This window comes from Enterobacter bugandensis (assembly GCF_900324475.1).
In the GTDB taxonomy this organism is placed as follows: domain Bacteria; phylum Pseudomonadota; class Gammaproteobacteria; order Enterobacterales; family Enterobacteriaceae; genus Enterobacter; species Enterobacter bugandensis.
This window is the reverse complement of sequence record NZ_LT992502.1, coordinates 348,959-363,269: the sequence shown is the minus strand read 5'-3', so window position 1 is coordinate 363,269 and position 14,311 is coordinate 348,959. Positions and strand designations below refer to the sequence as shown.

The following is a 14,311-nucleotide window of genomic DNA, read 5'->3' as shown; positions in this document are numbered from 1 at the left end:
CCGCCATGAGCAGAACCCCGGTTTTAGAGATGCGCCACATTGCCAAAACCTTTGGCAATTTCCACGCGCTCAAGGGCGTGGATTTGACGGTCTTCCCCGGTGAGATCCACGCGCTGATGGGGGAAAACGGCGCGGGAAAAAGCACGCTGATGAAGATCCTCGCGGGGGCCTATACCGCCACCGGCGGCGAGATCCTGATCGACGGCCAGCCGTTTCACATCAAAGGGCCGAAGGACGCGCTGGCCGCAGGCATTACCCTGATTTACCAGGAGATGCAGCTCGCCCCCAATCTGACCGTCGCGGAAAATATCTTCCTCGGCAGCGAGTTGTCGCGCGGCGGGCTGGTGCAGCGCAAGGAGATGGCCGCCCAGGCGCAGGCGGTGATTGACCGTCTCGGCGCGCAGTTCAGCGCCACCGACCTGGTGATGAAGCTGACCATCGCCGAGCAGCAGCAGGTGGAAATCGCCCGCGCGCTGCACCGCAACAGCCGCATCCTGGTGATGGACGAACCCACCGCCGCCCTCTCCTCCCGCGAAACCCATCGCCTGTTTGAACTGATTTTGCGCCTGCGCGATGAAGGGATGGCGATCATCTATATCAGCCACCGCATGGCGGAAGTATATGAACTCTCTGACCGCGTGAGCGTTCTGCGCGACGGGCAGTACGTCGGCAGCCTGACGCGCGACAAGCTGAACGCGTCTGAACTGGTGAAGATGATGGTGGGCCGCCCGCTCAGCGATCTGTTCAACAAAGAGCGCGATATCCCTCTCGGCAGCCCGCGTCTCAACGTGCACCACCTCACCGACGGTAAAAAAGTGCAGCCATGCAGCCTGCAGGTGCGCTCCGGTGAAATCGTCGGGCTGGCGGGGCTGGTCGGGGCCGGACGCTCCGAGCTGGCGCAGTTGATTTTCGGCGTGCGCAAGGCCACCGGCGGGATGATTGAGGTCGACGGCGAGCCGGTGGTGATCCACTCCCCGCGCGCGGCTATTGAAAACGGGATTGGTTTTCTCACCGAGAACCGCAAGGAGCAGGGGCTGTTTCTGGAGCTGGCGGCGCAGGAGAACATCACCATGGCGACGCTGGAGCGCGACGCCACCTTCGGCATGCTTAACCGCAAAAAAGCCCAGTCCATTTCCGATGATGCTATCGCCCTGCTTAACATCCGCGTGCCCCATTCTCAGGTGCGCGCGGGCGGGCTCTCCGGCGGCAACCAGCAAAAGCTGCTGATCTCCCGCTGGGTGGCGATTGGCCCGCGCATTCTGATTCTCGACGAACCCACGCGCGGGGTGGACGTCGGTGCCAAAAGCGAGATCTACCGCATCATGAACCAGATGGCGCGCAAGGGCGTGGCGATTTTGATGATCTCCAGCGAGCTGCCGGAAGTGGTGGGGATGAGCGACCGGGTGTACGTAATGCGGGAAGGCAGCATTGCGGGTGAACTGCACGGGCGCGACATCTCTCAGGAAAATATTATGACGCTGGCAACCGGCGTGAACGACACACATCATCAGGCGGTGCAATCATGACAACTCCAACCCATCCGCAGCAGGTGGCGAAATCCGCCTCCGCCAAAAAAATGCTGATGAGCGATCTGATGCAAACGGTCGGCATTTTGCCGATTTTAATCCTGATTGTGGCGGTGTTTGGCTTTATCGCCCCGAACTTCTTTACCGAAAGTAACCTGCTCAACATTACCCGTCAGGCGTCGATCAACATCGTGCTGGCGGCGGGAATGACCTTCATCATCCTGACCGGCGGGATTGACCTCTCCGTGGGCTCGATTCTCGGCACCACGGCGGTGGCGGCGATGGTGGTCTCGCTTATTCCTGAATTCGCGATGCTCTCCATTCCGGCGGCGCTGATGCTCGGCATGGGGCTGGGGCTGTTCAACGGCGCGCTGGTGGCCTTCGCCGGGCTGCCGCCGTTTATCGTCACGCTCGGCACCTATACGGCGCTGCGCGGCGCGGCGTATCTGCTGGCGGACGGCACCACGGTGATTAACTCCAGCATCAGCTTCGAGTGGATCGGCAATAACTATCTCGGCCCGATTCCGTGGCTCGTAGTCATTGCCCTGGCGGTCATCGCTATCTGCTGGTTCATCCTGCGCCGCACCACGCTCGGCGTTCATATCTACGCGGTCGGCGGCAACATGCAGGCGGCGCGCTTAACCGGCATCAAGGTCTGGCTGGTGCTGCTGTTTGTCTACGGCATGAGCGGCCTGCTCTCCGGCCTCGGCGGGGTGATGAGCGCCTCGCGCCTCTACAGCGCCAACGGCAACCTCGGCACGGGTTACGAGTTAGATGCGATTGCGGCGGTGATCCTCGGCGGCACCAGCTTCGTCGGCGGGATCGGCACGATCACCGGCACGCTGGTGGGGGCATTGATCATAGCCACCCTCAACAACGGCATGACGCTGATGGGCGTCTCCTACTTCTGGCAGCTGGTGATCAAAGGGGCGGTGATCATCATAGCGGTGCTAATCGACAAATACCGTACCCGACATCATCAAAGTGCATAACAACAATACCCTACAAGCGAGGAAGACAAGATGCGTTTGAAACCCTTAGTGACCGCGCTCTGTGCTGGCGCCCTGCTGGCCGCAACGCCGTTTGCGCAGGCAAAAGATCTGAAGTCCATCGGCGTGACGGTGGGCGACCTGGCTAATCCGTTCTTCGTGCAGATCACCAAAGGTGCCGAGCTGGAAGCACGCAAGCTGGCTGGCGATAACGTCAAGGTGACGCTGGTTTCCAGCGGGTACGATCTGGGCCAGCAGGTGTCGCAGATCGATAACTTCATCGCCGCGAAGGTGGACATGATCATCCTCAACGCTGCGGATTCCAAAGGGATCGGCCCGGCGGTGAAGCGAGCCAAAGAAGCGGGGATCGTGGTCGTGGCGGTGGACGTGGCGGCGGAAGGGGCCGATGCGACCATCACCTCCGATAATACCCAGGCGGGGGAAATGGCCTGTAAGTACATTACCGACCGCCTGAAAGGCAAAGGCAACGTGGTGATCATCAACGGACCGCCGGTCTCCGCGGTGCAGAACCGCGTGGAAGGCTGCCAGACGGAATTCAAAAAACATCCGGACATCAAGGTGCTCTCGGACAACCAGAATGCCAAAGGCAGTCGTGAAGGCGGGCTGGAAGTGATGACCTCCCTGCTGGCGGCCAATCCGAAGATCGACGGCGTATTCGCGATTAACGATCCGACCGCGATCGGCGCCGATCTGGCGGCGAAACAGGCCCAGCGCAACGAGTTCTTTATCGTCGGCGTGGACGGTTCCCCGGACGGTGAAGAGGCGCTGAAGCGCGAAAACTCCCTGTTTGTGGCGACCCCGGCGCAGGATCCGCAGGTGATGGCGGCGAAGGCGGTGGAGATCGGCTATGACATTCTGCAGGGCAAACCTGCGCCGAAAGAGCCTGTGCTGATCCCGGTGACGATGATCGATAAAAAGAACGTCGGCACGTATAAGGGGTGGACGGTTAAATGATCCTTTTCCCTCTCCCACAGGGAGAGGGAACTGTTTTCAAGGAGTCCCCATGAAACGCTCCGACATCAATGAAATCCTCGGCCACACGCGGCAGTTCTTTTCCATGCACGACGTGCATCTCCCGCCGTTTGCCAGCTTTCCACCCACAAAATGGCAGCAGCTTGACCAGGCAGCGTGGCAGGAAGTGTTTGACCTCAAGCTCGGCTGGGACGTGACCGCTTTCGGCGGCAACAATTTCGCCGCACAGGGTCTGACGCTGTTTACCCTGCGCAACGGCTCCCCCAACGGCGTGCCGTATGAGAAATGCTACGCCGAAAAAATCATGCACGTGCGCGACGGCCAGGTGACGCCGATGCATTTTCACTGGCGCAAGCGGGAGGACATCATTAACCGGGGCGGCGGGAACCTGATCATTGAGTTATGGAATGCCGGGATGCATGAGGAGACCGAAAACACCGACGTGACCGTCACGATTGACGGCTGTCGGCAAACCCACGCCCCCGGCAGCCAGCTGCGCCTCACACCAGGAGAAAGCATCTGTCTCACGCCCGGCCTGTATCACAGCTTCTGGGGCGAACGCGGCTTTGGCGACGTGCTGGTGGGCGAAGTGTCGTCGGTGAATGACGACGAGCACGACAACCACTTTTTGCAGCCCGTTGCCCGCTATAACAACATCGAAGAAGACGAACCGGCGGTGCTGGTGCTGTGCAACGAGTACAACCTGTTTCGGAGATAAGGAGTGAATGATGCCACTGATTTCTCTTGCCGACGGTCTTGAGCACGCCAGGAAACACCGCTACGCGCTGGGCGCGTTCAACGTGCTCGACTCCCATTTCCTGCGCGCGCTGTTTGCCGCCGCAAAGCAGGAACGCTCGCCGTTTATCATCAACATCGCCGAAGTGCACTTTAAGTATGTTTCCCTGGATTCGCTGGTCGAAGCGGTCAAGTTCGAAGCCGCCCGTCATGATATTCCCGTAGTGCTGAATCTCGACCACGGCCTGCATTTCGAGGCCGTCGTGCGCGCCCTGCGCCTGGGGTTTAGCTCGGTGATGTTCGACGGCTCGACGCTGAGCTACGAGGAGAACATTCGCCAGACCCGGGAAGTGGTGAAGATGTGCCACGCGGTGGGCGTCTCGGTGGAGGCGGAGCTGGGCGCGGTCGGCGGGGATGAAGGCGGCGCGCTGTACGGACATGCGGATGAAGCGTTCTTTACCGACCCGCAGCTGGCGCGGGAGTTTGTCGATAAGACCGGCATCGACGCGCTGGCGGTCGCCATCGGCAACGCGCACGGCAAATACAAAGGCGAGCCGAAGCTCGATTTCCCGCGCCTGGACGCCATTCGTCAGCAGACGGGGCTGCCGCTGGTACTGCACGGCGGCTCCGGGATTAGCGATGCCGACTTCCGCCGCGCCATCGAGCTGGGCATTCATAAAATCAACTTCTACACCGGCATGTCGCAGGCCGCGCTCGCCGCCGTTGAGCAGCGTATGGCGAACCGCCAGCCGCTGTACGATGAGTTTGCCGAACTGCTGCTGGGGATAGAAGAGGCGATAACCGATACGGTCGCCGAGCAGATGCGCATCTTCGGCAGCGCGGGGCAGGCATAATGGAACGCAAAGGCATCATCGCCGCAGGCAACATGCTGGTGGATCACGTTCACCAGATCGTGCAGTGGCCGGAGCGCGGCTGGCTGGCGGAAATCACCCACAGCGAACGCTCCACCGGCGGCGCGCCGCTCAACGTGCTGCTGACGCTGGCGAAAATGCACGCCGGCCTGCCGCTGCAGGCGGTGGGGCTGATCGGGGAAGACGGCGACGGGGACTACATTCTGGCAATGCTCGACCAGTACCACGTCAACCGCCAGCGCGTACAGCGCACCACCTTCGCCCCAACCTCCATGTCGCAGGTGATGACCGATCCCAGCGGGCAGCGCACCTTTTTCCACTCGCCGGGCGCCAACCGTCTGCTGGATCTTCCCGCCTTCGATCGTCTCGATGGATCGATGAAGATCTTCCATCTCGGCTACCTGCTGCTGCTCGACAGCCTGGATATGCCAGATGACGAATTTGGCACCCGCAGCGCGCGGCTGCTGGCGCAGATGCGCGAGCAAGGGTATGAAACCTCCCTTGACCTGGTGTCCCGCAAGGGCGACCCGCGCTATCAGCCGCTGGTACTCCCTGCCCTGCGCCATCTGGATTATCTGGTGATTAATGAGCTCGAGGCCGGTGAATTTAGCGGGCTGGAGATGCGCGACGGCAACGATGCCCTGAACATCGCCCATATCGCCGATGCCGCGGCGCAGCTGCTGGCGGCAGGCGTTCGTCAGCGGGTGGTAATCCACTGCCCGGAAGGGGCATGGGGTGAAACACCGGGAGAAGCAGGCCGATGGGTTCCGTCGTGGAAGCTGGAGCAGAACGAGATTATCGGCAGCGTCGGCGCGGGCGATGCCTTTTGCGCGGGCTTTTTATACGGCTGCCATGAATCGCTGCCGCTGACAGAAAGTATTTATCTGGCGCACGCCTGCGCGCGGGCAAGCCTGCTGGCGGCCAATGCGATTGACGGCGCGAAAACGCTGGCCGAGCTGCAGCTGTTTATTAAAGAGAATACTTAGGCCGCTTTCTCGCTATGAGACACATCGGCGGCAAAAACGTAGCCCAGACCGCGCATGGTTTTGATGAGCTTAGGCTGATGCGGGTTGACCTCGATTTTTCGCCGCAGGCGCATGATCAACACGTCAATCGTGCGGTCGAATACCTCGGTACTTTCGCTGTGGGTGAGCTCAAGCAGCTGCTCGCGGCTCAGTACCCGGCGGGCATTTTGCGTGAGCGCCAGCAGCAGGCCATATTCACCCTGAGTCAGTGGCACGGCGTTACGCTGCGGATCAATCAGTTCACAGCGGGCGGTGTCCAGCGTCCAGTCGTTGAAGGTTATCCCCGCCGCACGTGGCATCGGCGCTTCGGCTGCCAGCGCTCCGGTACGACGCAGCACGGCCTTAACGCGAGCCACCACCACGCGTGGATTAAACGGTTTGCCAATATAATCGTCAGCCCCCATCTCCAGCCCCACCACCACATCTGATTCACTGCCCAGCCCGGTTAACATGATCACCGGTAGCGCCGGGCGCTGCTTTTGCAGCTGCAGCAAAACCTGCAGGCCGTTGATGTCCGGCAGCATCATATCCAGCAGAACAAGGGCGATAGCCGGCTCCTGCTGGACCTGTCGCAGCGCATCCTGGCCGTTGTGGCAGACAAGCACGCTAAAGACATGCTCGCTCAGCACATCCTGCAGCAGTTCACACACTGCCATATCGTCATCAACCACCAGAATCGCCGGTTTCATCATATGCTTCCGTCAGGGGATTATGTTAAGTCTGAACCATTCTGCCGTCGGCTCCAGTGAAATGGATTTTTCCGTGACGGAAATTCAACCCATGTCACATCCGCCGCTCATTCGACACGTCAATTTTGACGATTGTCTGCTTTTCGTCAGAGATTTCGCCGGGAATGCACCGTAAAGCCGGTGAGTAACCCCACTAAAAACATGGCATAGAAGCTGCATTAGTCAGTGCGAAAGATTTGATTAACTGGAGCAGACTGATGAAAAAAGTCGTCACGGTTTGCCCTTATTGTGCCTCAGGTTGCAAGATCCACCTGGTGGTCGATAACGGCAAAATCGTCCGGGCGGAGGCCGCGCAGGGGAAAACCAACCAGGGCACGCTGTGCCTGAAGGGGTATTACGGCTGGGATTTTATTAACGATACACAAATCCTCACCCCGCGCCTGAAAAACCCTATGATCCGCCGCGAGCGCGGCGGCAAGCTGGAAGCCGTCTCCTGGAACGAGGCGCTGGATTACGTCGCCACGCGCCTGAGTGCCATTAAGGCCAAGTATGGCCCGGATGCCATTCAGACCACCGGCTCCTCACGCGGGACCGGGAATGAAACCAACTATGTGATGCAAAAATTCGCGCGCGCCGTTATTGGTACCAATAACGTCGACTGCTGCGCTCGCGTCTGACACGGCCCATCGGTTGCAGGTCTGCACCAGTCGGTCGGTAACGGCGCAATGAGTAATGCTATCAATGAGATAGATAACACCGATCTGGTGTTTATTTTCGGTTATAACCCGGCGGATTCTCACCCTATCGTCGCGAACCACGTGATTCGCGCTAAACAGAACGGGGCGAAAATCATCGTCTGCGATCCGCGCAAAATCGAAACCGCGCGCATTGCGGATATGCACATTGCGCTGAAAAACGGCTCGAATATCGCGCTGTTGAATGCGATGGGGCACGTCATTATTGAGGAGAACCTGTACGACCAGGCGTTTGTCGCCACGCGTACGGAAGGGTTTGAAGAGTACCGGAAAATTGTCGAAGGCTACACGCCGGAGTCGGTAGAGGCAATAACCGGCGTGAGCGCGCAGGAGATCCGCCAGGCGGCACGGATGTATGCCGGAGCGAAAACCGCCGCCATCCTGTGGGGCATGGGCGTAACTCAGTTCTACCAGGGCGTGGAAACCGTGCGATCCCTGACCAGCCTCGCGATGCTGACCGGGAATCTGGGCAAAGCGCACGTCGGCGTTAACCCGGTTCGCGGCCAGAATAACGTCCAGGGTGCCTGCGACATGGGCGCGCTGCCGGACACGTATCCGGGCTACCAGTACGTGAAGTACCCGGAAAACCGCGAGAAGTTCGCGAAGGCCTGGGGCGTGGAGAGCCTGCCGGCACACACCGGCTATCGCATCAGCGAGCTGCCGCACCGCGCGGCGCACGGTGAAGTGCGGGCGGCCTACATCATGGGTGAAGATCCGCTCCAGACCGACGCCGAGCTGTCTGCGGTGCGCAAAGGCTTTGAGGATCTGGAGCTGGTGATTGTCCAGGATATCTTCATGACCAAAACCGCGGCGGCGGCGGATGTGATTCTCCCGTCAACCTCCTGGGGCGAGCATGAAGGCGTCTACACGGCGGCGGACCGCGGCTTCCAGCGCTTCTTTAAGGCGGTCGAGCCGAAGTGGGATTTGAAAACGGACTGGCAGATCATCAGCGAAATCGCCACCCGCATGGGCTACCCGATGCACTACAACAACACCCAGGAGATCTGGGACGAGCTGCGGCATCTGTGCCCGGACTTTTATGGGGCAACCTATGAAAAAATGGGTGAGCTGGGCTACATCCAGTGGCCGTGCCGGGACGAGTCGGAGGCCGACCAGGGGACGTCGTATCTCTTTAAAGAGAAATTTGACACCCCGAACGGGCTGGCGCAGTTCTTCACCTGCGACTGGGTTGCGCCGATCGATAAACTCACCGACGAATACCCGATGGTGCTCTCTACCGTGCGTGAAGTAGGCCACTACTCCTGCCGTTCGATGACCGGCAACTGCGCCGCGCTGGCGGCGCTGGCGGACGAACCGGGCTACGCGCAGATCAACACCGCCGATGCGGAGCGCCTCGGCATTGAGGATGAAGCGCTGGTGTGGGTGAATTCGCGCAAAGGCCGCATCATTACCCGCGCGCAGGTCAGCGACCGTCCAAACAAAGGGGCGGTCTATATGACCTACCAGTGGTGGATTGGTGCCTGTAACGAGCTGGTGACGGAGAACCTCAGCCCGATAACTAAAACGCCGGAGTATAAATACTGCGCCGTCAACGTGGAGCCGATTGCGGATCAGCACGCGGCGGAACAGTATGTGATCGACGAATATAACAAGCTGAAAGCACGGCTGCGTGAAAGCGCAATGGGTTGAAGCCGTTAATTAATCGTTGAATAAAGGGAGTGAGTTATTCACTCCCTTTTTATTTCCGCTTAAAACATTAAAAATATAAATTATTATTCTGGAAAGCGGCTCGCAAAATAATGTAATTCGCGCAGAACAGAATTACATCTTTGCATTTTAATTCAGAAGGATAAGATGTGCGGCGGGTGCTTAAGACTTTCTGTCTTGAGCATTGTTGAGGGACAGAAAGTGGAAAGCCCCGGGAAATTTTCATTCACCCGAGGCTACCCCTCAACTACCAACAGGTTGAGAGTAGCCTCTTATTCTTTTTTTGACAAGGAGTAAAAGGCATGACGCCATTAAAAACTGCGTTAGGCATCGTCTTTATTATCTGCCTGACGATAGTGATATTTACCTTTATTACTCGCGGTAGACTGTGCGAGTTTTCAATAAAGAGTGAACATCAGGAGGTGGCGGCGAAATTAGCCTGCGTGGCAGGCTAACCTCTACGGGCGAAACCACGGTTTCGCCCGGCTTGTAGGATGCTGAGGTCTTAATGCACCCATTTTTTTCTTTTGCTACCGCGATTATACTGCGCGGCGTGTACCCAGATGATAAGAATCCATGAAAGCCATTTTTCTGTTGTTGTTATTTTTTACGTCGTTCGCCCGCGCGGATGAGATAGGCAGCCAGTATCAGAAGCAGGCGGAAGCCGGCGATGCCCGCGCTCAGTATTATCTCGCCGATACCTACTTCAGCTCCGGTGACAGAAAGCAGGCAGCGCTGTGGGCCGAGAAAGCCGCGAAAGGCGGTGATGTCGACGCCATGGGGTTACTCTCGCAGATCCTCTTTACGCAGGGGGATTACGCTCAGGCTAAAGCGCTGGCGCAGCAGGCCACCATCGCCGGCAGCAAGCGCGGCACGATTATGCTGGCGCGTATTATGGTGAACACGCAGGCGGGTAAAACCGACTATCCTCAGGCCATCAAGCTCCTGCAAACGGCGGCCGAAGATATCGACAACGACTCGGCGGTCGATGCGCAGCTGCTGCTGGGGCTGATTTATGCCAACGGCGTAGAGGTGCCGCAGGATGACGTACAGGCGGCGTCATGGTTTAAGCGCAGCTCGTCCCTGTCACGTACGGGCTATGCGGAGTACTGGGCAGGAATGCTGTTCCAGCAGGGTGAGAAAGGCTTTATCACGCCGAATAAGCAGAAAGCGCTCTACTGGCTAAACCTGAGCTGTACCGAAGGGTTTGATACGGGGTGTGAGGAGTTTGATGCGTTGAGCGGAGAATAACGTGCCGGGTGGCGGCTTCGCCTTACCCGGCCTACAAAACCCGTAGGCCCGGTAAGCGCAGCGCCACCGGGCTTAGGATGTTACTGGTCAGCCGTCTTATCAAAACGACCCAGCACTTCGCGTTCATACGCCAGCGCTTTTTTACGGTCGAATTTGTGTTCCCACTTGGCGATAACCAGCACCGCTAGCGCGTTACCCACCACGTTCAGCGCCGTACGCGCCATATCGAGGATACGGTCCACACCGGCGATGAACGCCAGGCCTTCCAGCGGTATACCCACGCTGCCCAGCGTCGCCAGCAGCACCACGAAGGAGACGCCCGGCACGCCTGCGATGCCCTTTGAGGTCACCATCAGCGTCAGAACCAGTACGATCTCCTGCCACAGCGACAGGTCAATGCCGTACAGCTGCGCGATAAAGATCGCCGCAATACTCTGGTACAACGTCGAGCCATCCAGGTTAAAGGAGTAGCCGGTCGGCACCACGAAGCTCGTTATCGACGCTGGCGCACCGTACGCTTCCATCTTCTCAATAATGCGCGGCAGCACGCTCTCAGAGCTTGCGGTGGAGTACGCCAGAATCAGTTCATCCTTCAGGATGCGGATCAGGATCCAGATACTCAGCCCGCACAGGCGCGCCACAATCCCCAGCACCACCAGCGCGAAGAACAGAATGGCGAAGTGCACCAGGATCACCAGCTTCGCCAGCGGCCACAGGGAGGCAAAACCAAAGTTCGCCACAGTCACGGCGATAAGCGCGAACACCCCAACCGGCGCGTAGCGCATCACCATGTGGGTCACTTTGAACATGGTTTCGGAGATAGAGCGGAACACGGTCACCAGCGGCTCACGGTGCGTTGCCGGCAGGGAGGAGAGCCCCAGACCAAACAGCACCGAGAAGAAGATGATCGGCAGCATCTCGCCTTTCGCCATGGAAGCAATGATGTTGGTCGGCACCAGCGACAGGATAGTCCCCATCAGACCGTGGGAATGGCTCTGCACGTCAGCGGTGGTGCTTTGGTATTTCGAAATATCCACCGTCGCCAGCTGCGACATATCGATCCCGGAGCCTGGCTGGAATACGTTCGCCAGCGTTATGCCGAGGATAATCGCAACCGTGGTGATCACTTCGAAATAGAGAATAGTTTTCGCGCCAATGCGGCCTAACTGCTTCGCATCGCCGACGCCCGCGATACCGACCACCAGCGTCGAGATCACAATGGGCACCACAATCATCTTAATCAGATGAATAAAAATATCGCCTGCCGGAGAGAGCAGGTTCGCAATCAGCCACTCGCGGCTGTCGCTATGATAATGAAGATAACTGCCCAGCAAGATGCCCAGCACAAGGGCCAGCAGGATCTGCCAGGCCAGGCTGACTTTCAAATTTTTCATAGAAACTGACTTCCTCAATGAAATCTCCGCACCAGCAAAACTGCATGAATATGGAGACATACTGAAAGGGTATGAATTGTGTTGCGTTGGTTTATGGGATTTTTTAACGCGGCGTATGAGTATCATTTGCACGACCTGTTGCGCAAGCCTTAAAGAACGACGCATTTCACTATCAAAAGCGGTTATGACGCGAGTTTGTCATAATTCTGATAAATAACCTTTTGTTATAAAAACGCTTTTTTATAAAGAATTGTGAATAATCGGCATCGTGAATTATTTCTCTTCAAAGTTTCATTCGCTCAATTTTCAACCTGTTCAAACAATGCGTGATCTGTCGCCCAAATACTAAACAAAGCTTGTAAAGCCCCTACTATTAACGTTTTTGCGACATATTATTAACATCTTACAAGGAGAAAAAAAGCCATGAGCCAAATACACAAACACGACATTCCCGCAAACATTGCGGACCGTTGCCTGATCACCCCGGAGCAGTACCACGAGAAATATCAGCAATCTGTTACCAACCCGGACGCCTTCTGGGGCGAGCAGGGTCACATCCTTGACTGGATCAAACCTTATCAGAAGGTGAAGAATACCTCTTTCGCGCCAGGCAACGTCTCCATTAAATGGTATGAAGACGGCACGCTGAACCTGGCGGCGAACTGCCTGGACCGCCATCTTGCCGAACGCGGCAACGAAACGGCCATTATCTGGGAAGGCGACGATGCCTCTCAGAGCAAACATATCTCTTATAAAGAGCTGCACCGCGACGTCTGCCGCTTCGCCAACGTGCTGCTGGACCAGGGGATTAAAAAAGGAGACGTGGTGGCGATCTACATGCCGATGGTGCCGGAAGCGGCAGTAGCTATGCTCGCCTGCGCGCGTATTGGCGCGATCCACTCCGTCATCTTCGGCGGCTTCTCCCCTGAAGCGGTTGCCGGGCGCATCGTTGACTCGAACTCGAAGCTGGTGATCACCGCCGACGAGGGCGTACGCGCCGGGCGCGGTATTCCGCTGAAGAAAAACGTCGATGAAGCGCTGAAAAACCCGAACGTCAAATCCATCAATAACGTCATTGTCCTCAAGCGTACCGGCGGCAAGATCGACTGGCACGAGGGGCGTGACCTGTGGTGGAGCGACCTGATTGAAAAAGCGAGCGACCAGCATCAGCCGGAAGAGATGAACGCGGAAGATCCGCTGTTTATTCTTTACACCTCCGGCTCAACCGGTAAACCGAAAGGCGTACTGCACACCACCGGCGGCTATCTGGTCTATGCGGCCACCACCTTTAAATACGTCTTCGACTACCATCCGGGCGACATCTACTGGTGTACCGCCGACGTGGGCTGGGTCACCGGACACAGCTACCTGCTGTACGGCCCGCTGGCCTGCGGCGCAACGACGCTGATGTTTGAGGGCGTACCGAACTGGCCGACCCCGGCGCGCATGTGTCAGGTGGTCGATAAGCACCAGGTCAACATTCTTTACACCGCGCCAACGGCGATCCGCGCGTTAATGGCGGAAGGCGATAAGGCCATCGAGGGCACTGACCGCTCCTCATTGCGCATCCTCGGCTCCGTGGGCGAGCCCATCAACCCGGAAGCCTGGGAGTGGTACTGGAAGAAAATCGGTAACGAGAAGTGCCCGGTGATGGACACCTGGTGGCAGACCGAAACCGGCGGCTTCATGATCACCCCAATGCCGGGCGCCACGCAGCTGAAGGCCGGCTCGGCAACCCGTCCGTTCTTCGGCGTGCAGCCTGCGCTGGTGGATAACGAAGGTAATCCGCAGGAAGGCGCTACCGAGGGTAACCTGGTGATCACAGACTCCTGGCCGGGCCAGGCGCGCACGCTGTTTGGCGATCACGAGCGCTTCGAGCAGACCTACTTCTCGACCTTTAAAAACATGTACTTCAGCGGCGACGGCGCGCGCCGGGATGAAGACGGTTATTACTGGATCACCGGACGCGTGGACGACGTGCTGAACGTTTCCGGCCACCGTCTGGGTACGGCAGAGATTGAGTCCGCGCTGGTGTCGCATCCGAAGATTGCCGAAGCGGCGGTGGTCGGCATTCCTCACAACATCAAGGGCCAGGCGATCTACGCCTACGTCACCCTGAACCACGGTGAAGAGCCGTCGCCGGAGCTGTATACCGAGGTGCGCAACTGGGTACGTAAAGAGATTGGCCCGCTTGCCACGCCGGACGTACTGCACTGGACAGACTCGCTGCCGAAAACCCGTTCCGGCAAGATTATGCGCCGTATCCTGCGCAAAATCGCGGCAGGCGATACCAGCAACCTCGGCGATACCTCAACGCTTGCCGATCCTGGCGTGGTGGACAAACTGCTCGAAGAGAAGCAGGCCATCGCAATGCCATCCTAGTGTTTTCTCCCTCTCCCCTCACCCTCTCCCCA

At 58.2% G+C, this 14,311-nt stretch carries 12 protein-coding genes; 10 read left to right on the top strand and 2 right to left on the bottom strand.

Annotated elements, in window-relative coordinates; translation table 11 throughout:
* The first annotated feature begins 5 nt into the window (after positions 1-5).
* The 6 genes from DG357_RS01750 to DG357_RS01725 are packed head-to-tail and all read left to right on the top strand — an operon-like array spanning position 6 to position 6,101.
* Entirely contained in the window at positions 6-1,526 is a 1,521-nt protein-coding gene (locus DG357_RS01750; protein ID WP_028015199.1) for a sugar ABC transporter ATP-binding protein, read from the top strand.
* Entirely contained in the window at positions 1,523-2,518 is a 996-nt protein-coding gene (locus DG357_RS01745) for an ABC transporter permease subunit (protein ID WP_088204511.1), read from the top strand. Before DG357_RS01750 ends, DG357_RS01745 begins: the two co-directional genes overlap by 4 nt.
* Positions 2,519-2,548: 30 nt before the next feature.
* Positions 2,549-3,490: an ABC transporter substrate-binding protein gene (locus DG357_RS01740; protein WP_028015197.1), complete on the top strand. Its 942-nt coding sequence runs from the start codon at positions 2,549-2,551 to the stop codon at positions 3,488-3,490.
* Between the two features lie 49 nt (positions 3,491-3,539).
* Entirely contained in the window at positions 3,540-4,226 is a 687-nt protein-coding gene (locus DG357_RS01735; RefSeq protein ID WP_088204512.1) for a D-lyxose/D-mannose isomerase, read from the top strand.
* A 10-nt stretch (positions 4,227-4,236) separates the two neighbouring features.
* Positions 4,237-5,097, top strand: coding sequence for a ketose 1,6-bisphosphate aldolase (locus tag DG357_RS01730; RefSeq protein ID WP_028015195.1), 861 nt, complete (start codon positions 4,237-4,239; stop codon positions 5,095-5,097).
* Entirely contained in the window at positions 5,094-6,101 is a 1,008-nt protein-coding gene (locus DG357_RS01725; RefSeq protein ID WP_088204513.1) for a carbohydrate kinase family protein, read from the top strand. Before DG357_RS01730 ends, DG357_RS01725 begins: the two co-directional genes overlap by 4 nt.
* On the opposite strand, the gene DG357_RS01720 is transcribed toward DG357_RS01725, so the two are convergent.
* Complete coding sequence (locus DG357_RS01720; RefSeq protein WP_048960190.1) at positions 6,098-6,829, bottom strand: response regulator; 732 nt, start codon at positions 6,827-6,829, stop codon at positions 6,098-6,100. The two genes, DG357_RS01725 and DG357_RS01720, sit on opposite strands and share 4 nt — an antisense overlap.
* 257 nt (positions 6,830-7,086) lie before the next feature.
* Between DG357_RS01720 and fdhF the strand changes: the two genes are divergently transcribed.
* The 3 genes from fdhF to DG357_RS01705 all read left to right on the top strand — a co-directional run bounded on the left by fdhF (position 7,087) and on the right by DG357_RS01705 (position 10,503).
* Positions 7,087-9,234, top strand: coding sequence for a formate dehydrogenase subunit alpha (gene fdhF, locus DG357_RS01715; RefSeq protein ID WP_080350978.1), 2,148 nt, complete (start codon positions 7,087-7,089; stop codon positions 9,232-9,234).
* Between the two features lie 320 nt (positions 9,235-9,554).
* On the top strand, positions 9,555-9,707 hold the full coding sequence (locus DG357_RS01710) for a Hok/Gef family protein (RefSeq protein WP_028015189.1): 153 nt from the start codon (positions 9,555-9,557) through the stop codon (positions 9,705-9,707).
* A gap of 121 nt (positions 9,708-9,828) precedes the next feature.
* Positions 9,829-10,503 carry a tetratricopeptide repeat protein gene (locus DG357_RS01705; RefSeq protein ID WP_045261055.1) on the top strand — a complete coding sequence of 225 codons (675 nt, stop codon included), beginning with the start codon at positions 9,829-9,831 and terminating at the stop codon, positions 10,501-10,503.
* Positions 10,504-10,583: 80 nt separating this feature from the next.
* Here the strand turns inward: DG357_RS01705 and gltP are convergent, their stop codons facing one another.
* Positions 10,584-11,897: a glutamate/aspartate:proton symporter GltP gene (gene gltP, locus DG357_RS01700; RefSeq protein WP_028015187.1), complete on the bottom strand. Its 1,314-nt coding sequence runs from the start codon at positions 11,895-11,897 to the stop codon at positions 10,584-10,586.
* Between the two features lie 423 nt (positions 11,898-12,320).
* On the opposite strand from gltP, the gene acs reads away from it, so the two are divergent.
* Entirely contained in the window at positions 12,321-14,279 is a 1,959-nt protein-coding gene (acs, locus tag DG357_RS01695; RefSeq protein WP_041911526.1) for an acetate--CoA ligase, read from the top strand.
* The last annotated feature ends 32 nt before the right edge of the window (positions 14,280-14,311 follow it).

What these genes read in the sequence shown, in the direction of transcription:
- DG357_RS01740 (WP_028015197.1), top strand. Translation starts at nt 2,549, where the DNA reads ATGCGTTTGAAACCCTTAGTGACCGCGCTCTGTGCTGGCGCCCTGCTG.
- DG357_RS01745 (WP_088204511.1), top strand. Translation starts at nt 1,523, where the DNA reads ATGACAACTCCAACCCATCCGCAGCAGGTGGCGAAATCCGCCTCCGCC.
- DG357_RS01705 (WP_045261055.1), top strand. Translation starts at nt 9,829, where the DNA reads ATGAAAGCCATTTTTCTGTTGTTGTTATTTTTTACGTCGTTCGCCCGC.
- DG357_RS01720 (WP_048960190.1), bottom strand. Translation starts at nt 6,829, where the DNA reads ATGAAACCGGCGATTCTGGTGGTTGATGACGATATGGCAGTGTGTGAA.
- DG357_RS01735 (WP_088204512.1), top strand. Translation starts at nt 3,540, where the DNA reads ATGAAACGCTCCGACATCAATGAAATCCTCGGCCACACGCGGCAGTTC.
- acs (WP_041911526.1), top strand. Translation starts at nt 12,321, where the DNA reads ATGAGCCAAATACACAAACACGACATTCCCGCAAACATTGCGGACCGT.
- DG357_RS01750 (WP_028015199.1), top strand. Translation starts at nt 6, where the DNA reads ATGAGCAGAACCCCGGTTTTAGAGATGCGCCACATTGCCAAAACCTTT.
- DG357_RS01730 (WP_028015195.1), top strand. Translation starts at nt 4,237, where the DNA reads ATGCCACTGATTTCTCTTGCCGACGGTCTTGAGCACGCCAGGAAACAC.
- gltP (WP_028015187.1), bottom strand. Translation starts at nt 11,897, where the DNA reads ATGAAAAATTTGAAAGTCAGCCTGGCCTGGCAGATCCTGCTGGCCCTT.
- DG357_RS01710 (WP_028015189.1), top strand. Translation starts at nt 9,555, where the DNA reads ATGACGCCATTAAAAACTGCGTTAGGCATCGTCTTTATTATCTGCCTG.